The 20,525-nt window shown below is 41.3% G+C and carries 18 protein-coding genes and 2 tRNA genes; 10 read left to right on the top strand and 10 right to left on the bottom strand.

The window, feature by feature from the left end:
• Positions 1 to 8: 8 nt before the first annotated feature.
• The 4 genes from FPZ42_RS10375 to FPZ42_RS10360 are packed head-to-tail and all read right to left on the bottom strand — an operon-like array spanning position 9 to position 3,161.
• Complete coding sequence (locus FPZ42_RS10375; RefSeq protein WP_146271063.1) at positions 9 to 1,553, bottom strand: S41 family peptidase; 1,545 nt, start codon at positions 1,551 to 1,553, stop codon at positions 9 to 11.
• A 54-nt stretch (positions 1,554 to 1,607) separates the two neighbouring features.
• Entirely contained in the window at positions 1,608 to 2,225 is a 618-nt protein-coding gene (locus FPZ42_RS10370) for an HAD hydrolase-like protein (protein WP_146271061.1), read from the bottom strand.
• Positions 2,209 to 2,502, bottom strand: coding sequence for a hypothetical protein (locus FPZ42_RS10365; protein WP_146271059.1), 294 nt, complete (start codon positions 2,500 to 2,502; stop codon positions 2,209 to 2,211). The genes FPZ42_RS10370 and FPZ42_RS10365 overlap by 17 nt, the downstream gene beginning before the upstream one ends.
• On the bottom strand, positions 2,502 to 3,161 hold the full coding sequence (locus FPZ42_RS10360; RefSeq protein WP_146271057.1) for an ABC transporter ATP-binding protein: 660 nt from the start codon (positions 3,159 to 3,161) through the stop codon (positions 2,502 to 2,504). Before FPZ42_RS10360 ends, FPZ42_RS10365 begins: the two co-directional genes overlap by 1 nt.
• A gap of 157 nt (positions 3,162 to 3,318) precedes the next feature.
• On the opposite strand from FPZ42_RS10360, the gene sucC reads away from it, so the two are divergent.
• From sucC to FPZ42_RS10345, 3 genes are all read left to right on the top strand, one after another.
• Positions 3,319 to 4,509: an ADP-forming succinate--CoA ligase subunit beta gene (sucC, locus tag FPZ42_RS10355; RefSeq protein ID WP_146271055.1), complete on the top strand. Its 1,191-nt coding sequence runs from the start codon at positions 3,319 to 3,321 to the stop codon at positions 4,507 to 4,509.
• A gap of 221 nt (positions 4,510 to 4,730) precedes the next feature.
• Positions 4,731 to 5,261: a YceI family protein gene (locus tag FPZ42_RS10350; RefSeq protein WP_146271053.1), complete on the top strand. Its 531-nt coding sequence runs from the start codon at positions 4,731 to 4,733 to the stop codon at positions 5,259 to 5,261.
• A 124-nt stretch (positions 5,262 to 5,385) separates the two neighbouring features.
• Positions 5,386 to 6,006 carry an L-threonylcarbamoyladenylate synthase gene (locus FPZ42_RS10345; RefSeq protein ID WP_146271051.1) on the top strand — a complete coding sequence of 207 codons (621 nt, stop codon included), beginning with the start codon at positions 5,386 to 5,388 and terminating at the stop codon, positions 6,004 to 6,006.
• A 1-nt stretch (position 6,007) separates the two neighbouring features.
• On the opposite strand, the gene trpA is transcribed toward FPZ42_RS10345, so the two are convergent.
• Entirely contained in the window at positions 6,008 to 6,778 is a 771-nt protein-coding gene (gene trpA / locus FPZ42_RS10340) for a tryptophan synthase subunit alpha (RefSeq protein ID WP_146271049.1), read from the bottom strand.
• Positions 6,779 to 6,902: 124 nt separating this feature from the next.
• On the opposite strand from trpA, the gene FPZ42_RS10335 reads away from it, so the two are divergent.
• Together FPZ42_RS10335 and FPZ42_RS10330 are read left to right on the top strand one after the other, a co-directional pair.
• A complete protein-coding gene (locus tag FPZ42_RS10335; protein ID WP_146271047.1) occupies positions 6,903 to 8,399 on the top strand; it encodes a sodium:solute symporter in 1,497 nt (498 codons plus the stop codon).
• A gap of 94 nt (positions 8,400 to 8,493) precedes the next feature.
• Complete coding sequence (locus tag FPZ42_RS10330) at positions 8,494 to 9,201, top strand: LOG family protein (RefSeq protein WP_146271045.1); 708 nt, start codon at positions 8,494 to 8,496, stop codon at positions 9,199 to 9,201.
• A gap of 55 nt (positions 9,202 to 9,256) precedes the next feature.
• On the opposite strand, the gene FPZ42_RS10325 is transcribed toward FPZ42_RS10330, so the two are convergent.
• Complete coding sequence (locus tag FPZ42_RS10325; RefSeq protein WP_146271043.1) at positions 9,257 to 11,215, bottom strand: redoxin domain-containing protein; 1,959 nt, start codon at positions 11,213 to 11,215, stop codon at positions 9,257 to 9,259.
• A gap of 106 nt (positions 11,216 to 11,321) precedes the next feature.
• Between FPZ42_RS10325 and FPZ42_RS10320 the strand changes: the two genes are divergently transcribed.
• On the top strand, positions 11,322 to 12,587 hold the full coding sequence (locus FPZ42_RS10320; RefSeq protein WP_146271041.1) for a TCR/Tet family MFS transporter: 1,266 nt from the start codon (positions 11,322 to 11,324) through the stop codon (positions 12,585 to 12,587).
• 5 nt (positions 12,588 to 12,592) lie between these two features.
• A complete protein-coding gene (locus FPZ42_RS10315) occupies positions 12,593 to 13,852 on the top strand; it encodes a TCR/Tet family MFS transporter (protein ID WP_146271039.1) in 1,260 nt (419 codons plus the stop codon).
• Here the strand turns inward: FPZ42_RS10315 and FPZ42_RS10310 are convergent.
• Together FPZ42_RS10310 and FPZ42_RS10305 are read right to left on the bottom strand one after the other, a co-directional pair.
• Positions 13,849 to 14,442, bottom strand: a complete 594-nt coding sequence (locus tag FPZ42_RS10310) for a DUF502 domain-containing protein (RefSeq protein ID WP_146271037.1) — start codon at positions 14,440 to 14,442, stop codon at positions 13,849 to 13,851. The genes FPZ42_RS10315 and FPZ42_RS10310 overlap by 4 nt on opposite strands.
• A gap of 13 nt (positions 14,443 to 14,455) precedes the next feature.
• Positions 14,456 to 16,915, bottom strand: coding sequence for a bifunctional UDP-N-acetylmuramoyl-tripeptide:D-alanyl-D-alanine ligase/alanine racemase (locus FPZ42_RS10305; protein WP_146271035.1), 2,460 nt, complete (start codon positions 16,913 to 16,915; stop codon positions 14,456 to 14,458).
• Between the two features lie 57 nt (positions 16,916 to 16,972).
• On the opposite strand from FPZ42_RS10305, the gene FPZ42_RS10300 reads away from it, so the two are divergent.
• From FPZ42_RS10300 to FPZ42_RS10290, 3 genes are all read left to right on the top strand, one after another.
• Positions 16,973 to 17,455 carry a regulatory protein RecX gene (locus FPZ42_RS10300; RefSeq protein ID WP_146271033.1) on the top strand — a complete coding sequence of 161 codons (483 nt, stop codon included), beginning with the start codon at positions 16,973 to 16,975 and terminating at the stop codon, positions 17,453 to 17,455.
• Between the two features lie 108 nt (positions 17,456 to 17,563).
• Positions 17,564 to 17,636 (top strand) — tRNA-Gly (locus FPZ42_RS10295).
• 48 nt (positions 17,637 to 17,684) lie between these two features.
• Positions 17,685 to 17,769, top strand: a tRNA-Leu gene (locus FPZ42_RS10290).
• Between the two features lie 78 nt (positions 17,770 to 17,847).
• Here FPZ42_RS10290 and FPZ42_RS10285 read toward each other — a convergent pair.
• Positions 17,848 to 18,960, bottom strand: a complete 1,113-nt coding sequence (locus tag FPZ42_RS10285; RefSeq protein ID WP_146271031.1) for an acyltransferase family protein — start codon at positions 18,958 to 18,960, stop codon at positions 17,848 to 17,850.
• Positions 18,961 to 19,071: 111 nt separating this feature from the next.
• A complete protein-coding gene (locus FPZ42_RS10280; RefSeq protein WP_146271029.1) occupies positions 19,072 to 20,523 on the bottom strand; it encodes a TolC family protein in 1,452 nt (483 codons plus the stop codon).
• Positions 20,524 to 20,525: the final 2 nt, after the last annotated feature.

Below are 20,525 nucleotides of genomic sequence, written 5' to 3'. Positions count from 1 at the left end.
TTATACACTTATTTTTTAGACTGAGGGTGATCTACGACCATGCCTTTGAACTTACGTGCATCAAGTTTGATCCCAAGCGCGTGAGACTCATCTGCACTAAACAAACGTTGGGTAGACAAACTTTGTACTTTAGGACTTGCAACATCAAATGTACCCTGCTTAACATAATTAAGCGCGTACTTAAGTAATTGCTCATCAGGGTCGCCAAAATCTTTGCTTACGTCATCCGCGGCGTATTTACCGGCATAGTCTGCAGAACCCGGTTGCATACCTGCATAATAACCGCCGTTACCTGCCGAGTTTTTAGTCTCAAATTGCGGAATATAAAGTTGGTATTTATTAATATTCATAGCGAAGAAACCAACTGGTTTACCGTAAGTAGTGTTACCAATAAGTTTAACATTACGTTTTGGCAAAAGGTTGTTTATCGTCAACTCGCTTGCTGATGCAGTGCTACCTGTTACTATGAAGAAAATGTTATTTAAGGTAGCCAAGCTACCTAATGATTGCTTTTCAAAATTTTCTGTATTAGTTGCTGCGGTATAATCAAAGGCGTCGAAATAGTTATATAACCTTCCGCTGTTATCTTTTCTAACCTGGTTTTTCAAAATAGTTGCTTTGCCGGTTGCCATTGTTTGGTTAAATACATAGCTAAACATCGGCGTGCCAAAAGCTGATTCTGGCGCCATTAAATTGCTTAGGTATTGAGCTGTTTCAACAGCACCGCCTCCGTTATAACGCAAGTCGATAACAAGGTCTGTTATATTTGCTGCCTGGAAAGTACTGAATGCTGCATCTATCTTAGGCTGGGCATTGCTTAATTGCGTAAAGCTATTGAATACCATATAACCAACCTTTTTACCACCGCCTAAATCAAATACTTTACTGGTGATCACCGGGTTTACATTATAATTTGCTACAGATAAAGACACATCGAAAGTGGTGTTATCCGGCCTTCTCAACGTCATGTTAATGGTATTGCTGTACGCATAAGCTTGTATCAGGAAGCTCACGTTAGCATCGGTTGCCGCAAGATCTGTTTTATCATTTATCTTGATTATCTGGTATCCACGCTTGATACCTTGCGCATCAGCTGGTGAACCCGGATAAACATATTTTACGCGAAGATCATTTGTGCTTGGCCAAAAAGGTGCAAACCCGAAATCGCCGTTGGTGCCACCTATTGAGCCTGCTACAGCTCCCTGATCGATAAAAGAATATTTAGCTTGTCCCGGAGAATCCTCATCATACTCATAAGGTTTGTTCGTTTTCGGGTTTATGGCATACTGCGATAATGCATCAACTTCTTTGCTTAATGCGTTAGCGTCACTTGAGCCAGTGAACGAGCGTGGGTTAAATTTATCGTAAGTTGGTAATGACGTATTCCAATAATAGGTTTGCTGCGCATACAAATACACAGAGTCCTTGATCAGATCAAGTGTCGAGCCGGTCTTTGTCGGGCCGGTAGTGTCGTCCCCCGGGTTAACACTTTTTTTGGAACAAGATGCAAGCCCCATTGTTAGCGCTGCAATAAAGTAAAAGAATTTCCTCATACGTATTTAATGATATTTGAGTTAACGCGTTTGCTATTAGTATATTATCAGTATTTAAGATATAATTTCAGAAGCCGGAAAATAGTCGATTCCGCTTGCCTCTGCGCATAATATATCTGTGTTTGATTCGGTGATCATTAACAGGTCCCGCCTCTCTAAATGGTGTTCCTTTAATAGCAGATCGATTGAATCTGTTTCTGGCTTAGGCCGGGTTTCTTGCGCAAAATAACAAGTTAAATAAGACTCCAGACCGTGCCATTCAACCTGGCGTATTTTATTCAGCTGCATTTGAGGTGTGCCGTTGGTAACTACAAATAGCTTCTTTCTGTCGGTTACCACCTCTTGCATAAAGCTAAGCATATTCTGGTACAGCAACAACTTAAGCGGCAGCTTTGATGTAAGCAACATGATCTCCAGTTTACTACGATATTTTTCATCAAAATCTAACTCGCCAACCAAAGCATCGTAAACAGCATCCTCTCCTTTTGTATTATACGTTGCAATCATCAGCTCGGTTGTCTTCGATGCGTTATTTAATTCGGTATACTCTAAAAGATTGGCAAAAAGATAATAGATCTGGTAATAATAATCTTTGGCGGGGAAAAGCACATTATCTAACTCAAAAATAAACGCCTTTTTGCTGGGATCGATATCGTTATAATTTACAGCCATTAATTAGTTCAATATTGTATTCGCTAAACAATTGCTTTGATATTTGCAACACTTGCCATTCTCTATCATCTAACAGGTAAATGGATTCAACTGAATTATCAAGGCTTAAGGTGAGCATTTCGTGTGCGTAGGTGTCGCTGGCTGGGTTTGGAAGTTTAATGATATTGGTGAATGCAGGAATTTCATTATAATCTCCTAAAAGAATATCCTTCCCAATTAAACTGCCTTTAATCTTAAATGCTTTTGCCGATGTACCGGCGGTTATCAGTACTTTCACTAAACGTTAGTTACAATTGAACCATCTTTCATCACTAATGTGCGGTCTGCCATATTTGCCAGGTCTTTGTTGTGTGTTACGATCACAAACGTTTGCTGGAAATCATCTCTTAATTTGATAAACAAGTGATGAAGTTCTAAAGCATTTTGGGAGTCGAGGTTTCCTGAGGGTTCATCGGCAAATATGAGGGCCGGTTTGTTGATCAAGGCCCGAGCTACTGCAACGCGTTGCTGCTCTCCACCAGAAAGTTCTGCCGGTTTATGGTTATAACGATCTTTCAGGCCAAGCATATCCAAAAGCTCTTTAGCCCTGCTCTCAGCATCAACCCGTGAAACCCCAGCTATAAAAGCCGGAATACAAACATTTTCAAGTGCACTAAACTCAACCAATAAGTGATGGAACTGAAATATAAAGCCTATATGCTTGTTTCTGAAAGCGCTAAGCGTTTTGTTATCATACTTGCTTATCTCTTCATCATTTATAAAAAGTTGCCCGCTATCGGGCGTATCCAGTGTACCTAAAATGTTGAGTAAGGAACTTTTACCGGCACCGGATGCACCTACAATGGCAACAATTTCTCCTTTTTGTACTTCAAGGTCTACCCCTTTTAAAATGTTAAGATTTCCGTATGATTTCTTTATAGCTTGTGCTTTTAGCATGTGCGAATTTAGCGATTAGAAAACAACGTAAAGCTTATAAATTGTTAAAATGCAATTAAAGCCATTTGTTTATTAAAATAAATATTGCAAAACTGTAACCGGAGTAGGTTGATGTCTTAAAACAAAATTGTAGTTTTACCGCAAATACTTCGACAATATGAACATTCACGAATATCAGGGCAAAGCGATTTTAAAAAGCTTTGGCGTACGAGTACAGGAAGGCATACTTGCAGAAACAGCTGAAGAAGCAGTTGCAGCCGCACAGAAATTAAAGGAAGACTTTAACTCTGACTGGGTTGTTGTAAAAGCACAAATACATGCTGGTGGCCGCGGTAAAGGTGGTGGTGTTAAGCTGGCAAAAAATCATGATCAGGTTAAAGAATTAACCAACCAGATCATTGGCATGCAATTGGTTACCCCTCAAACCGGCCCGGAAGGTAAATTGGTAAGCAAGGTTTTAGTAGCACAGGATGTTTACTATCCTGGCGAAAGTGAAACCAAAGAATACTATATGAGCGTATTGCTTGATCGTGCTAAAGGCCGCAACATTATCATGTACTCTACCGAAGGTGGCATGGACATCGAAGAAGTTGCGCACTCAACTCCTGATAAAATATTCAAAGAAGAGATAGATCCTAAAGTTGGTTTACAAGGCTTCCAGGCGCGTAAAATCGCGTTTAACCTGGGCACCAGCGGTGAGGCGTTTAAAGACATGGTGAAATTTATCACTGCACTTTACAAAGCTTACGATGCTACCGACTCTTCACAATTTGAGATAAACCCGGTATTAAAAACATCTGACAACAAAATTTTAGCAGTTGATGCTAAAGTTAACCTGGATGATAACGCTTTATACCGCCACCCGGATTACGCTGCTATGCGCGATACTGCTGAAGAAGACCCAACCGAGGTTGAGGCAAGCAAAAGCAATCTTAACTATGTAAAACTTGATGGCAACGTTGGTTGCATGGTTAACGGCGCAGGTTTGGCAATGGCTACTATGGATATTATCAAACTTGCCGGTGGCGAGCCAGCTAACTTCCTTGACGTTGGTGGTACAGCAAATGCACAAACTGTAAAGGCTGGTTTTAACATCATCCTTTCAGACCCTAACGTTAAGGCTATTTTGATCAATATTTTTGGTGGTATAGTACGTTGCGACCGTGTTGCACAAGGCGTTATCGATGCATACAACGAAATTGGCAACATCCCGGTACCTATCATTGTACGTTTACAAGGCACTAATGCAAAAGAAGCAAAAGAATTGATCGATAACTCTGGCTTGCAGGTATTCTCTGCTATTTTGTTGAAAGAGGCTGCAGAACGTGTTAAAGAAGTGTTAGCGTAGCTAAATATTAGTTACATACTTATAGATAAATTAGAAGGCTCCGAAACTCGGGGCCTTTTTTATTACTAAAATGTTAAATGATTGGTAGCGGAAAACATCGTGGTCGCCCTACCGTTTAAACATTGACATCATTGTCTGTTTAGCGTCATTTGATGAAAAACAAAATAGATGTTTAAACATTTAATTTCTATATTTGTCACACACAACAAATAATTACAATCATGACTACAACAAAATGGGTATTAGATCCAATGCACTCAGAGGTTCAGTTTAAAGTTAAACACCTTGTAATATCTACGGTAACAGGTTCTTTCAAAACATTTGAAGGTTCATTAGAAACCGAGAACGACGACTTTACAGATGCAAAAGTTGAGTTTTCTTTAAATGTTGACAGTATTGACACTAACCAAAGCCAGCGTGATGAACACTTAAAGGGTGCTGATTTCTTTGATGCTGCTTCTCACCCTAAGATCAGCTTCAAATCAACTTCTTTGACAAAAGATGGAGATGATTATCAATTAAAAGGTGATCTAACTATAAAAGGCGTTACCAAACCGGTTACTCTTAATGTAGAACACGGTGGCATTGCTACCGATTTTTACGGTAACAATAAAGCAGGCTTTGACGTAACAGGCAAAATCAACCGCAAAGAATTTGGCCTTACCTGGGATGGTATTACGGAAGCAGGTTCGGTAGTAGTTGGTGAAGACATAAAATTGATCGCCAGCATCCAATTTGCTAAGCAAGCCTGAGTTGATTAATTAGTGATTAGTTAATTGGAGATTAATCTCTCTTAAATATTCACAGAAAGCCATTCGTAAAACCGGATGGCTTTCTCTTTTTAAAACCTTTGATAGTTATATTTGCTTTATAGTTATGCTTTTAAAGATCTATCCTGAAAATCCTAACGAACGCGCTATTGAACAGGTTGCAGATGTGCTGCGTAAAGGTGGCATAATCATCTACCCTACTGATACCGTTTATGGGATAGGGTGCGATATTACCAATCAGAAGGCTATTGAGAAGGTTGCCCGCATCAGGAACATCAAACCCGAAAAAGCCAACTTCTCATTTATCTGCTATGATCTTAGCCACATTTCTGATTATATTAAACCGATAGATAACACCACTTTTAGGCTGTTAAAGAAAGCCTTACCAGGTCCATTTACTTTTATTTTTAATGCAAGCCATGCTGTGCCTAAACTGCTTAGCTCTAACAAAAAAACAGTTGGTATACGCGTACCGGATAATAATATCGCCCGCTGCATTGTAAAGGTATTAGGCAACCCTATCCTATCTACATCTATCCACGATGATGATGAGATCATGGAATATTCTACTGACCCGGAATTGATCTATGAAAAATATCAAGACCTGGTTGATATCGTGATCGATGGCGGTTATGGTGAGAACATACCGTCAACCGTGGTTGACTGCACATCGGGTGACTTTGAGATCATCCGGGAAGGAAAAGGTGTTCTGGAAGATTACTTATAATTTATCCCTTTATAGATTTTATAAATCCAGGAATTTTTTCCAAATAATTCTCCTCTGCTAAAAGTTTTACAAAGGCACTGCCTAATATAGCACCATTGGCATACTCGCAAGCCTTGCTGAAAGACCTGTTATCTGAGATACCAAAACCAATAATAGCCGGATTGTTCAATTGCATATCTTTAATACGTTTATAATAGGCCTCAATGCTATCACTTAGCTTTAAACTACCTCCGGTGATGGATGAAGACGACAACAAATAAATAAAGCTGTTGCTTAAACCATCTATCTTACGAATACGCTCCTCTGAGGTTTGCGGGGTAACCAGGAATATATTGCTGAGGTTGTTGTCTTCGAAATGCTTACGGTATAGGGTTTCGTACTCATACATCGGCAGGTCGGGTACTATAACGCCGTCTACGCCGGCAGCTGCTGCATCTTGGCAAAAACGTTCTACACCGTATTGCACAATAGGGTTTACATAACCCATTAAAAGCACCGGTATGCTAATACTTTTACGCAGATCTTTCAACTGCTGAAACAATATATTTAAAGTCATTCCATTGTCCAAGGCAGTTTGCGAGCTGTGCTGTATGGTTGGACCGTCAGCAACCGGATCAGAATATGGAAAACCGATCTCTAAAAAATCGGCACCTGCTTTCTCAAGCGCTTCGGCAATATCAAGCGTGGTATTTAATTGCGGATAACCGGCTGTATAATAAATAGAAAGCAGATGTTTATTTTTCGAAGCAAAAAGCTGGTTAAGTCGGTTCATGTCCGTAATATCGTTAAAGCTAAATAACTGCTTGCAAAAGTATCTTTTTTGCTATACTGTACACATATTATTTTGCATTGCCAATTGTAAACCCCTACTTTAGGGCGTAACGTAAAACTAAATTATGTCACCCGGAATATTACTGTCATTCATTATCGGCTACTTTTTAGTGCTGATGGTTATATCATATTTCACATCACGTAAATCTTCAGATAACGATACCTTCTTTGTAGCCAACCGCAACTCTAAATGGTACCTGGTGGCTTTCGGTATGATAGGTACTGCCTTAAGCGGTGTAACTTTTATATCTGTGCCCGGTAAGGTTGGCGCACCAAGCGGCGATCAGTTTTCCTATTTCCAGTTTGTGTTAGGTAATGCTGCGGGCTTTATTATCATCGCTACGGTGTTACTACCGCTATATTACCGTATGAAGCTTACCTCGATCTATAGCTACATTGAACATGCTTTAGGTACCTGGAGCTACAAAACGGCTGCCGCTATATTTTTGCTGAGCCGAACCATTGGCTCCTCTTTCAGGCTGTACCTGGTTGTGATCGTTTTGCAGAAATTTATATTCGATAGTTACGGCGTGCCGTTTGGCGTAACGGTGCTTATATGTTTAGCACTAATATGGTCATATACCTTCAAAGGTGGGTTAAAAACCATCATCATCACCGATAGTCTGCAAACCCTTTTCCTGGTTTCATCGGTATTTTTATCTATTTACTTTATTTGCCGTAGCTTGGATATGAGCATTTTCCAGGCAGCTGAAGCTATCAAAAACAGTAGTTATTCAAAGATATTCTTCCTGGATGATTTTATGAGCAGTCATTTTCACCTAAGCAAGCAGTTCCTGGGTGGATTGTTCATTACCGTAGGTATGACTGGCCTTGATCAGGACCTGATGCAGAAAAATCTGAGTTTAAGCAATATCAAAGAAGCACAAAAAAATATGTTCAGCTTTACTGGGGTATTTGTTGTGATCAATATTTTCTTCCTCAGCGTTGGCGCTTTGCTCTATATGTATGCCGCTAAGAACGGTATAACAGTTGCCAAAACTGATTACTTATACCCTACCATTGCCCTAAATTACCTGGGGTTGGTGCCGGCTATGGTATTTATGCTCGGCTTAACAGCTGCGACATTTGCTACTACAGATTCGGCGCTTACTGCGCTTACGACATCATTTTGTGTAGATTTTTTAGGCTTTAATAAACGCAAAGATACTAACAGCAAAAAAATGGTGAACGTAAGGCATTGGGTGCATATCGCCTTTTCCGGCTTGATGTTTTTTACTATTATCGCCTTTAATGCATTAAATAATGATGCAGTGGTAACCGCTATATTCAAAGTGGCATCATACACTTATGGCCCACTACTTGGCTTATATAGCTTCGGTTTGTTTGTAAGTAAACGACAGGTGAATGATAAATTGGTTCCGTTTATTTGCTTGATATCTCCGGCGGTTTGCTACTTCCTGAGCAAGGATTCGAAAGAATTGCTTGGCGGTTACGTGTTTGACAACGAACTGATAATTGTAAACGGGTTAATTACATTTGCCGGGTTGTGGATCACATCGAAAAGAAAAGATGATAAAGCGTTGAGAGCAGAATTTGCTTAACCCCCTCCTTTTAAAACTTAAACAAAAATTTATTGTAATATCTATCTATTTACGGGCCTTGTTAATTGCAAGCTGCCTATACTAAATTTGTAACATGACTGGTGAAGAAAAAATAAGACAAGCGTTTGAGAACAAAAACTGGCAGGAAATTAAAGTAACCGACTCCTGGCAGATCTTTAAAATAATGGCCGAGTTTGTAGACGGCTTCGAAAAGCTGGCTAAAATAGGTCCTTGCGTATCCATATTTGGATCGGCACGTACGCATAATGATAATAAGTATTATAAACTGGCAGAGGACACTGCCCGCCTGCTTACCGAACGTGGTTATGGCGTAATAACCGGCGGTGGCCCAGGTATTATGGAAGCAGGTAACAAAGGCGCGTATGAGGCCGGCGGTAAATCTGTTGGGTTAAACATCGAGCTGCCTTTTGAACAGTTCCATAACAAATATATCGATCGGGATAAGATACTGGAGTTTGACTACTTCTTTATACGTAAGGTAATGTTTATGAAATACTCCCAGGGCTTTATAATCCTGCCTGGTGGCTTTGGAACCATGGATGAATCCTTTGAGGCGATGACGTTAATACAAACCGGTAAAATTGCCCGTTTCCCCATTATATTTGTTGGTAAAGAATATTGGGGCGGCCTGTTTAAATGGGTTGAAGAGCGAATGCTGAATGATGAACACAACATCAGCCCAGACGACCTTAATTTGTACCGCGTTGTAGACACCGCGGAGGAAGCAGTAGAGCATGTATTCCGCTTCTACGATAAGTATGTGCTAAAACCAAACTTTTAAACAAAAAGAAAGGCGACTCAATCCGAGCCGCCTTTCTTTTTGTTTTTAATCTCAACTATTTAAGCATCGTTACCTTAGACGCATTTGACACTGCTTCGGGGTCTGCAGCCAGATCAACCATGTTGGTTACCTCATCAAGTACAGCATCTGACGAGCCTGAATAACCCACATATTTGAAACGGATATTCCCGTTTTTGTCAATGATGAATTTTGTAGGGATACCCTCAACCTTAAACTTCGATACTACTTTTGATTGACGACCATCCTCTCCTTTTTCGTCCATCAATACATGAAAAGTATATTTGTTATCCGCAATAAACTTTTGAACGTTTGGTTGATAATTATCTCCAGTTTCCCAGGTATTAATAAACAGGAATTTCACGTTTTCATTGTCTTTATATTTGTTTACCGCCATTTGCATTCCCGGGAAAGATGCTTTACAAGGGCCGCACCAAGTTGCCCAAAAATCAACAACTACAACTTTTCCTTTAAGGCTGGCCAAAGACACTTCCTTGCCATCAAAATCTTTTAAAGCAAAAGCAGGTGCAGGTGTATTGATCATATCTTTAATAAACTTGGCTTTCGCCTTCATCATTTTTTGCTTTTCTAAACCGGCGAGGTATTCCTGATAACCGGAGTCGCTGCCTTTAACTTTTTTATAGGCAACAGCTAATTGCTCTTTTAAAGCCGCATTGGTTTTACCGGCAATCATTGATTTTTCAATCACTTCCTTAGCTTTGGCATACTGGCTATTGGCATTTAATATCAAAGCATAGTGCTCGTTAATTTCGGCATCTTCCGTTTTGCGGACGTCATAAACAGCTTGTTGGTATTTTAAGGCCTCTTTGAACTTACCTTGTTTGTACAGTATAAAGGCATATGTATCAGCATACATATTGTAAGTTTCGCGGTTGTTCTCCCTGGCTTGTGCAGGAGACGTGTACATGGATGGCGCTTTATCATTTTTATAAAGATCATCAAGGATATCTAAAGATTGTTTAGATAACGAAGCTGCCTCTTCAAGTCGCTCGCCCTTTTCAACCCAGTTCCAGGCGGTATTATTAAGTGCGCCCGCTAACTGCGATTTATTTTTCACCCGCTTGGCCCATTCATCATATTTTGCAACATTACCGGCTGCAAGGTAAGCAGATGCTATCTGCAGCCTGAAGTTATCCTGTACAGTATTTTCATCATTACTTTCGGGATACTTGGCAATGTAGGCTTTGTATAGTTCCTCTTTCTTGGCCGGGTCGCGCTCGTTGTATACTGCCATACCTGCTTTTGTTTTAGCAACATCTCCGTTAGGGAATTTAGCAACGACGATATTACCTAAAGAATCAGCTTCTTTGGTTTTGCGGGTGCGTTGAAGCAGGTTGTAAGCAAGCGTCATATCTGTTTCTAAATTGCTTTTAGATAATTCGAGCATTTTAGCTGTATACGCTGCTTTATCGGCGTTATCTTTTGACGTACCCACCATTCCCCAATAGGCAGCTCCAAAGTCTTTTTGGCTTTGCGGATAAAGCGTAAACTCTTGTTTATAGAGTTCTTTAGCTGCCGCCTGATTGTTTTTTATTTTAGCAAAGTAGCCACCCATCCCGCTTCCTAACAAATAGGCTTTCATAGCATTGGCACCTTGTACAGGTTTATTGGCTTTGTCATAAACCATGTAAACATAACCGTTCTCTCCGTTGTCATCTACATCGGTGCCGCTGCTTAACTTCACAAATAGCGCTTTTGCATCTGATGGTACTGTAAAATTGCCTGTAAGGTCGTTTCCTTTCTTTTTCAGATCTACATCTGCCACCGGGAACTTTTTATTATCCAAAAAGTAAACCGCAGCTTTAATATCAGATTTGCCATCAAGAGATGTACCGGCAGGGTTGTAACTAAGGTTAATTGTTTCGCCAACAGACGGCGTTTCATCTGATAATGTAAGATGTTTTGATGATTGTGCAAAGGAGTTGTGAATAAACAACATACCAGGCACCGCTAATAACAGGTTTAGAGTTTTCATGGTAACTATATTTTTAGTCAATTTAAATATTTACCATAATATCATCCAAATATTATCCAATAATTAATATTGCCAACAAGAAAATTTATCGTTTCTTTACTTTTCAATGCAGCCAATTTTACAACCTAAAAAGAAACAAGCAGCGCTTAGTTTCATTTTTGTAACCCTGCTGATAGATGTTATAGGTTTTGCCATCATCATCCCGGTTTTTCCTAAGCTTATAGAGGGACTTATCCATAGCGGGCTAAGCGATGCAACCCGTTATTCCGGATATTTACTAATGGCGTATTCCGTAATGCAATTTCTGTTTTCGCCGTTGGTTGGTAACCTTAGTGATAAATATGGCCGCAGACCGGTTCTGCTTTTTTCTTTATTGGGTTTTGGTATCGACTATCTTTTTCTGGCTTTTGCCAAAACCATCTGGCTGTTATTTGTAGGCAGGATTATAGCGGGTATTACCGGCGCAAGCTTTACTACGGCATCAGCTTACATTGCAGATGTGAGCGAACCCGAAAAACGTGCGCAAAACTTTGGTATGATAGGTGTTGCATTTGGCCTTGGCTTTATTATAGGGCCTGTAATTGGCGGCATATTGGGTAAAATGGATACACATTATCCCTTTTATGCTGCTGCTGCGTTGGCGCTCTTAAATGCCGCTTACGGTTTCTTCATTCTGCCTGAATCATTGGATAAGGAACATCGCCGCGAGCTTGATCTGTCTCGCGCCAATCCGTTAGGATCGTTAATACAATTGAAAAAATATCCGGCCATATTTGGCCTTGCAGCTTGTTTGTTCATCGTTTACTTTGCCGCCCACGCAGTACAAAGTGTTTGGACATTCTACACGATGGAGAAATTCAAATGGGATGAGGATACTGTTGGATACTCCCTTGGCTTTATAGGTTTGCTGATAGCAGCCGTGCAAGGTGGATTGATAAGGGTGGCCATCCCAAAGCTCGGTCAGGAACGGAGCGTTTGGATAGGTTTGGTACTTTATGGTATCGGAATGGCGCTATTTGGCATGGCAACTAAAAGCTGGATGATGTTTGCCTTTATGATACCATATTCCTTAGGTGGTATTTGCGGCCCCGCGCTGCAAGGCGTAATGAGCAACGAAGTGCCCAAAAACGAACAAGGTGAATTACAAGGCGGATTAACCAGCTTGATGAGCTTAAGCTCTATCTTCGGGCCGGGCTTCATGACCTACACATTTTACTATTTCACTAACAAGAATGCACCTACACAATTACCAGGGGCACCTTATTATATTGCATCGGTTTTAATGTTCCTGAGTGCCATCCTTGCAGTGCGTAGTTTTAAGAAAACGAAACAAAGCACGGATAAAAGCTATTATACCGGCAGTATAGACTAAGATACATGACCAAAACTGCTGAACACGGCAAAGCTGCATTAGGATTTATTTTTGTGACCATCTTTATAGATGTGCTCGGCTTGGGTATCATTATCCCTGTTTTACCTAATTTGTTAGAACAGCTTGGCCATGTTGATGTAAGTACTGCCAGCCAGTACAGCGGCTGGTTAACCTTCACTTATGCCACCATGCAGTTTATTTTTGCGCCTGTGCTGGGTAACTTAAGCGATAAAATAGGCAGAAGGCCGGTATTACTTGTTTCGCTGGTAGGTTTTGGGCTCGATTATGCGTTAATGGCCTTTGCACCAACCATAGCGTGGCTTTTTGTGGGCCGTTTTATAGCAGGTATTGCGGGTGCAAGCACCACTACAGCAACCGCCTACATTGCCGATATTAGTAGTGGCGATAAGCGCGCCGCAAATTTTGGCTTAGTTGGCGCAGCAACAGGTTTGGGCTTCATTTTAGGTATTGGTTTGGGTGGCTTTTTAAGTGGAGTATGGATACGGTTACCCTTTATAGTTGCGGCTTCTCTGGCGCTCATTAACGCAGCCTATGGTTACTTTGTGTTGCCGGAGTCTCTTGCAGATAAAAACAGGAGAGAATTTAATTGGAAACGCGCCAATCCGATAGGATCTCTGTTGAGGCTGCGCAAATACTCGCGGGCGGTTAGCACGTTAATCACAGCTTACACAATTGTTTATATTGCCCAAAAAGCCGTTGAGCATGTGCTGCCATTCTACGTAATAGAGAAATTTCAATGGACAACGTACAGTATAGGTGCCTTGGGCATTTTTATTGGCGCTTTGATAGCCGGAATACAAGGCGGTTTGGTAAGATGGACGATACCCAAATTTGGTTTACAAAAGAACATCATGGCAGGCATTGCTTTTTATGGAATCGGACTGGTGATGATATCTGTAATCAACGTTGGCTGGATGATGTATCTCTGTATGATTCCCTATTGCCTTGGCGGCCTTGGTGGTACAGCCCTGCAGGGCTTTATATCAGACCACGTACCGGCCAATGAGCAGGGTGAATTACAGGGAGCCTTAACAAGTTTGGTAAGTGTAACAACTATTATCGGCCCGCTGATGATGACATCCATATTTCATCACTTTACTGCTAAAGGGGCTGCCATTTACTTTCCGGGAGCACCATATCTTTTAGCAGCAATAATGATGTTTATTGCAATTTTACTGGCTTACAGAAGTTTCAAAGGAAAACAAGACTCGCACACCGTTCCTAAAACCAGTGCAAACATTTAGTCCAGACCACTTACACCGCCGGATATAACGAATTTCATTACATCGGCAGCGTTTTTATCCAGAGGCTTTACTTTGTCCGAAGAGATGATCACTACCTGCCCGGCAAACGAATAAGAATAAGGAAAATATACTGCCACCTCTCCCGGCAAATTAATTTTGGCGAGATCTTTTTGTACAAGAAATCCTATCTTTTTTAAACCAAATTCATTCACCTCAACAATAACAGGCTCGTTAAATTTCTTCTCCTCACCCACGAAAGCCTCAGTAAGATCTTTAATGGATGAATAAAGGAATTTAAAAAGTGGCAATCTGTTAAGCCATCTACCGGCCCAGCGTTTAATAGGCTCTGTTATAACATTGGTAACCAATATACCCGCAACAACTACAACTACAATTACGGTTAAAATTCCCAGCCCCGGAATGTAGAGCGGGCGTCCTTTGCTGTCAACCCATAACTCACTGCTCAAATTAAGGGAAGTATCTATGCGCGAAATTATCCAGAAGATGAGAAAAAAAGCAGCCCCCAATGGCACAACTACCAATAGGCCTTTTATAAAATAATTAAGTAAAGCGCGGAAAATACGGGTCATTAGCACAAGTAAATTACTCGTAAAAGTACACTCTTTTTACTCGCTGCGAAATATTTGTAAGTATTTCGTAAGGGATAGTTCCTATCTGCGCAGCTAATTCTTCAATACGTTGGTGCTCGTTAAATACAATTACCTCATCTCCTTCTTTTACCTCAACATTGCTGACATCAAGCATACACATATCCATAGTGATATTCCCAACAGTGGGTACTAAGGTTCCGTTTATCAGCATTTTACCCACACCGTTACCAAAAGCCCGCAAATAGCCATCGGCATAGCCAATGCGCACAGTAGCGATCTTGCCATCGGCATTAAGGCTTCCACTGCGCATGTAACTTATAGTTTCATTGGCCAACACCTTCTTTACTTGCGATACCGTTGTTTTTAGCGTAGCAATCGGTTGCAAAGCAGTACTCTCGCGAGGCACTGCTGCATCAACACCATATAAACCGATACCTAACCTTACCATATCATATTGCGCATTTGGCCAGCGCGTTATGCCGGATGTATTGCTAATGTGTTTGATAACCGTGTAGCCTAAAGCCTCTTCAATTGCTTTATAGATCTTCTCGAAAGTATTTATCTGATGCAAGGTAAAAAGGTCATGCTGCTCGGCATCACTTGCCACCATGTGAGAATACACAGATTCGACATGAATATAAGGGTTCACTTCCAGCACGTCGCAAAGTGTCTCTATTTCATACTCCTCAAAACCAACGCGGTGCATTCCCGTGTCTATTTTGATGTGTACAGGATAGTTAAGAATTTCTTCTTCCTGCGCAAATTTCACAAACTCATCCAATAAACTAAAACTATAAATAGCAGGCTGTAATTTATTGGCTACGAGCTTATCATATGCCAATGGTTCAGGATTTAAAACCATTATCGGCAATGTTATTCCCGTTTCGCGCAGGGCAATACCCTCGTCAGTATAAGCCACTGCAAGGTAATCAACCTTGTTATACTGCAATATATTAGCCACCTCAAAAGTACCGCTACCGTATGAGAATGCTTTTACCATCACCATTATCTTAACGCCGGGATCAAGTTTAGCTTTGTAAAAGTTGAGGTTGTTTAAAAGTGTATTCAGGTTTATCTCCAAAACAGTTTCATGTGCTTTTTGTACCAAAGCACGGCTTATCTTCTCAAATTCAAAACTACGGGCCCCTTTTATAAGGATGGTTTCTTCCTGCAAATGCAAACGCGAAAGATCGTTTAACAAAGCCGCTGTGTCTGCATAAAAATGCAGTTGAGATTCACCGAAGAATGATCTGTATTGCCCTAAAGCCTTACCAACACCGATGAACCTATCTACCTGTGCGTTACTCACCAACTGCGACACACGCCTGTAAAGCTCCTCTTCCTGCAAACCGGATTGATAGATATCAGACAGTATTAGCGTTTTTTTGTTATGCTGATTTTGTTGCTTTAAAAAGTTGAGAGCTATCTCCAATGATTGGATATCGGAGTTGTATGAATCATCAATGATCGAGCAGTCGTTTATACCGTGTTTAAGCTCCAGGCGCATACTTACAGGTGTAAGGCGCTCTATGCGATCATCGCAAACATCAGGCGAATAGCCTAAAGCCAGCATAGTTGCCCAACAGGTAATGGCATTTTCAACAGATGCTTCATCCCGGTACGGAACAAGGCATTCTATTTCTTCGCCTTTGTAAATAGCACGCATATAATAGCGACCGGATATTGTCGTCTCGCTGAAAACATACAAATTTGCGATATTAAATTTACGGCTCCAGGTAAAGCATTCGCGCCCCCGCATATGTTCCGGGAAGTCTATCAGCAGATCGTATTGATAGATAATTTGTCGGCAATCGTCAAACAAACGCAGTTTCTCTTCAAGTTTCTGCCTTGGGGATTCAAAGCCCTCATCATGCGCAGTGCCCATGTGTGTTAAAATACCTATAGTAGGTTGTATTATAGCTTGTAAGCGCGGCATCTCTCCTATAGACGATATCCCGGCTTCGAAAATACCGAGATCATTGCCTTCTCCCATCTGCCAAACTGACAACGGTACACCGATCTGTGAGTTATAGCTTTTAGGGTTACGTACAATGTTATGCTCCGGGCACATCAGTTGATAAAGCCATTCTTTAACGATGGTTTTGCCATTACTACCGGTTATACCTATTACATCAAAACTAAATTGCCTGCGATGATGAGCAGCAAGTTTCTGCAAAGCCGTTAAAACATCGTTAACTAAAAGAAAATTAATGTCGGTAGTAATTATCTCTGGCTTTCGGGTGACTACAAAATTACGAACACCGTAGTTATAAGCTTCGGATATAAACTCATGGCCATCTCGCCTGCCGCTCAAAGCAAAAAAGAGTGTTGCTCCCGGATGATTGATGCGGCGGCTATCTGTTACTAAAAGGCTTATTTGTGAATCTTCAACAATTTCACCGGTAGCGTCAATGATCTGCTTTATCTCGCTAATAGGATAAGTAGCTTGCATGCTACTAAATTGCTTATATTTCTGTAAAGCGAAGAATTTTAACGAATTTTGGCATTGATGGATGCTCCAAAAAAAACACACATTACCGACGTAAATGTAGCGAAAGCTAAAGCGGAGCATTATTGCGCTTACCAGGAGCGTTCCCAACAGGAGGTTCGGGATAAATTATATGACTGGGGGCTTTGGCCTGATGCTGTCGAACAGATCATAACCTACCTGATTGAAGAAAACTTCCTTAATGAAGAGCGCTTTGCCAAGGCTTATGTTAAGGGAAAATTCAATCAAAAACAATGGGGCCGTATTAGGATAAAGCAGGGGCTTAAATTGAAACGGGTATCGCCTAACTTGATAAAGAAGGCTATGCTGGTGATTGATGCCGATGATTATATAGCTGCACTTACCAGGCTTATTGAAAAGAAAGCGCCAACCATTTTTGAGAAGGACACCTTTAAAAGGCGCTACAAACTGCAGCAATACGCTATGGGCCGTGGTTACGAGGCCGATCTTATCAGCGATGTTTTGAAAGCCAACGACTTATGAAATACTTTAAAAAAAGTTAACTTTTTACTTGCAGAAACTTCATTTCTCGCTATATTTGCACCACGCAAAACAGAAACGAATTTTGTTTTTGTAGCGCGAGACACCAACGCGAAAGTAGCTCAGTTGGTAGAGCACGACCTTGCCAAGGTCGGGGTCGCGAGTTCGAATCTCGTCTTTCGCTCAAATCCCTCTTATACGGAGGGATTTATTTTTAAAAGGTTAATCACCTGCTCAGATGGTGGAACTGGTAGACACGCAGGACTTAAAATCCTGTTCCCGTAAACGGAGTGCGGGTTCGATTCCCGCTCTGAGTACAAAACAGAATCGAACAAATAAAGCCTGATATGCAAATATCAGGCTTTATTGTTTTACGGGCGCAAAGTAACTACTGCTTAGAGTTTAAGTGACTGTTTTCCCAACCATCTCCTTACCGGCTCATCATACCATTTGAGCGCAGCATAAGCTAAAGCAATGCTACCGAACAATACCAATGTGGCGTAAGGCCAGGCTTGCAACAGCGTGACGCCTTTATTATCGCTTATCCAGGCTACGTAAAAGTAAACCAGCGGATAATGCACCAGATAAAGTGGGTAAGAAATATCACCAAGAAATTTACATATCCGATATTCACGGCCGTTTTGCAAAACACCGCTTGCTCCCATATAAACTATGAGCGGGAATATGATGATAATACAGGTAGACTCGTAAACGCCATTCATCCAAAGGTGTGCAGCGCCACCGATGCGGGGCATGTAAAGCACTACAGCTAACAAGAAACTGCACATTAAAAATGCATTTTTGATATAGGCAGGCTTTAAAATTCTGGACATCAGTAGTCCCGCTAAAAACGGATAGATCGTCCGCGTAAGTCCCACACGTACTTGCTCTGCATTTAACGTCCAACCGCCGCTCACATCACCGTTGGTGATAGCCAATTGCGCAAGTGCTATTGCCGCTAAAACTACCAATACTGTTAATGCTGTATTAGAAAACTTTCTTATCCAAACGGCATAGAGAATATTGGCGATGTATTCAAAAAACAGCGACCATCCTACGCTGTTAAGCGGGTGCATCTCCTGCCAGCCGCGAATATCAAGCGATAATGGTACCGGTAAAACGGTATATCCTATCAACATCACCAGCAGCATCTTCCAAACCGGCACCGTGTGGATCAATGGCCAGATGGTTGAATCTGTGAAATAAAAGCCCATTGCACCCAAGGTCATACCCAGTACAACCATTGGTTGCAACCGTATAATGCGGCGCTTAAAAAATTCAGTCACCGTCATTTTTCGCCAACGGTCATCATAAGTATAACCTATCACAAACCCCGATAGTAGAAAGAAAAAGTCAACAGCCAAATAGCCGTGATTAACCAATATGTCCAAATGGCCGGTACCTAAAGGCTCTGTAAGGTGAAAAGTTACAACTATGATTGCTGCGACACCTCGAAGGCCGTCCAAAATGAAATAATGTGGCTTGGTTAATAAGTTTTGGCTACTCATTTATTACACAGTTTTACTGGCACGACTTTTCGGAAAATATAAAATATAGGCAAAAAATGCCGTTTTAAAACAAAAAAGGGCTATCCAGTTTGGATAACCCTTTAAACAAAACTATAGATTTTGCCGCGTTCCGGCCTTATAATACAGTTCAGCAAGGGTTTTCTGATAACCCGCTATCATACTCTCGCGTTTGATTTTCATATCTAGGAGCTTGCTTTCCCGGCTGTTGATCAGGAAAAGGGTGCTTTCTCCCAGATCAAATTTTTGCAACTCGCCGGTAAGCAATATTTGCTGGTTATTAATGCTCTGCACTTGTATACCCAATTGCGACCGGTATGCGTTCAAACTGTTGTAGGAGCCCAGGATGTTGTTATTTATTTCCCTGCCACTTTGCTGAAGATCGTAACCCAACTGTTGTTGTTTGATCTTTACTTCGCGCAGTTTACCACGCTCCTTTCGCAGAAATAAAGGAAATTCAAACTCTAAACCAACTTTATAATTGCGCCAGTTAAAATCGTAATAATCGGGTACGTAAGTGTTAAAATCGCGGCGTGATGAGATAAGTGCGCCCATAATATTGATCTTAGGTTTCATCACCTCCTGCCGGTAACGGCGCTCAATGTCTAACTGGGTGCCCTTGGCCCTAAGTTTAACCAGCTCAGGGTGCTGATCTTTAGCTTGAGCAACTAAACTGTCCAGTATAGCATTACCAGGCAAAATAACCTTATCGCCGACCCGCTGCGGAATGGCATTTTGTGGCAACTCTAATGGCACCCCCTGCTCGTTCCATAAATTATTGGATAGCAGTAGTTTTGCGTTCTGTAGTTCTATTGCGCTTTTAGCAAGCTGTATCTCCCTGTCTTGTACGGTTATACTGGCCTCTACAGAATCTATTGGCGGCTTATCCCCTATTAAAGTTTGGTTCCTTACGGCAATAAATCGTTTTTGCGCAAGTTCTACGCCTTCTTTAAGCAAGATGTATTCCTGGTATTTATAATACCATTCCCAATAGTTTTTAACGGCATCATACCAAACGGAGTTGATCTGTTTTACCTTATCGGCTTCTGCATAAGCCACCATGGCTTTTGCCTGCCACAGTGTATTGCGGCGTGCATCAATGAGTAAGCCTTGCCCTAAAGGAATGCTAAGCCCAACGGCAGTAAGTCCGTCAAGACCGGTGCGTGTTTCAGGATTTGTGTATGTACCAACATTTCGGTCATAACCAATTTTTAGATCAGCACCGGCAACGTACAAAGGTATCTTAAGCTCGCTTCCCCAATTGTTGTAATATTCTGTATTCCCAAATAGTTTACGCCCAAAGTCTGCCTTAATTTTAGGATCGAAGTAACCTAAAGATTGCAGGACATTTGCTTTTGCTGCGTCGGTAAGTAATGCTGCCTGCTTCACTACAGGATGGTACTTGAAAACCAGGTCCTGCAGATCAGCCAATGCAAATACGTTCTCAGTATCTGCTTTTGGAGGCGACTGTGCGTGAGCTATACCCACCATCATCAACGCCGCGATAAAAACTGCAGCTATATGTTGTTTCACTTTCGTTGTCATGC

The sequence above is a fragment of the Mucilaginibacter achroorhodeus genome, assembly GCF_007846095.1.
In the GTDB taxonomy this organism is placed as follows: Bacteria; Bacteroidota; Bacteroidia; order Sphingobacteriales; family Sphingobacteriaceae; genus Mucilaginibacter; species Mucilaginibacter achroorhodeus.
This window is presented reverse-complemented; position numbering and strand designations above follow the sequence as displayed.

Bases quoted from the DNA above. Each gene is read 5' to 3' on its own strand.
- FPZ42_RS10375 (WP_146271063.1), bottom strand. From the start codon at position 1,553: ATGAGGAAATTCTTTTACTTTATTGCAGCGCTAACAATGGGGCTTGCA.
- FPZ42_RS10370 (WP_146271061.1), bottom strand. From the start codon at position 2,225: ATGGCTGTAAATTATAACGATATCGATCCCAGCAAAAAGGCGTTTATT.
- FPZ42_RS10360 (WP_146271057.1), bottom strand. From the start codon at position 3,161: ATGCTAAAAGCACAAGCTATAAAGAAATCATACGGAAATCTTAACATT.
- sucC (WP_146271055.1), top strand. From the start codon at position 3,319: ATGAACATTCACGAATATCAGGGCAAAGCGATTTTAAAAAGCTTTGGC.
- FPZ42_RS10350 (WP_146271053.1), top strand. From the start codon at position 4,731: ATGACTACAACAAAATGGGTATTAGATCCAATGCACTCAGAGGTTCAG.
- FPZ42_RS10345 (WP_146271051.1), top strand. From the start codon at position 5,386: ATGCTTTTAAAGATCTATCCTGAAAATCCTAACGAACGCGCTATTGAA.
- trpA (WP_146271049.1), bottom strand. From the start codon at position 6,778: ATGAACCGACTTAACCAGCTTTTTGCTTCGAAAAATAAACATCTGCTT.
- FPZ42_RS10335 (WP_146271047.1), top strand. From the start codon at position 6,903: ATGTCACCCGGAATATTACTGTCATTCATTATCGGCTACTTTTTAGTG.
- FPZ42_RS10330 (WP_146271045.1), top strand. From the start codon at position 8,494: ATGACTGGTGAAGAAAAAATAAGACAAGCGTTTGAGAACAAAAACTGG.
- FPZ42_RS10325 (WP_146271043.1), bottom strand. From the start codon at position 11,215: ATGAAAACTCTAAACCTGTTATTAGCGGTGCCTGGTATGTTGTTTATT.
- FPZ42_RS10320 (WP_146271041.1), top strand. From the start codon at position 11,322: ATGCAGCCAATTTTACAACCTAAAAAGAAACAAGCAGCGCTTAGTTTC.
- FPZ42_RS10315 (WP_146271039.1), top strand. From the start codon at position 12,593: ATGACCAAAACTGCTGAACACGGCAAAGCTGCATTAGGATTTATTTTT.
- FPZ42_RS10310 (WP_146271037.1), bottom strand. From the start codon at position 14,442: ATGACCCGTATTTTCCGCGCTTTACTTAATTATTTTATAAAAGGCCTA.
- FPZ42_RS10305 (WP_146271035.1), bottom strand. From the start codon at position 16,915: ATGCAAGCTACTTATCCTATTAGCGAGATAAAGCAGATCATTGACGCT.
- FPZ42_RS10300 (WP_146271033.1), top strand. From the start codon at position 16,973: ATGGATGCTCCAAAAAAAACACACATTACCGACGTAAATGTAGCGAAA.
- FPZ42_RS10285 (WP_146271031.1), bottom strand. From the start codon at position 18,960: ATGAGTAGCCAAAACTTATTAACCAAGCCACATTATTTCATTTTGGAC.
- FPZ42_RS10280 (WP_146271029.1), bottom strand. From the start codon at position 20,523: ATGACAACGAAAGTGAAACAACATATAGCTGCAGTTTTTATCGCGGCG.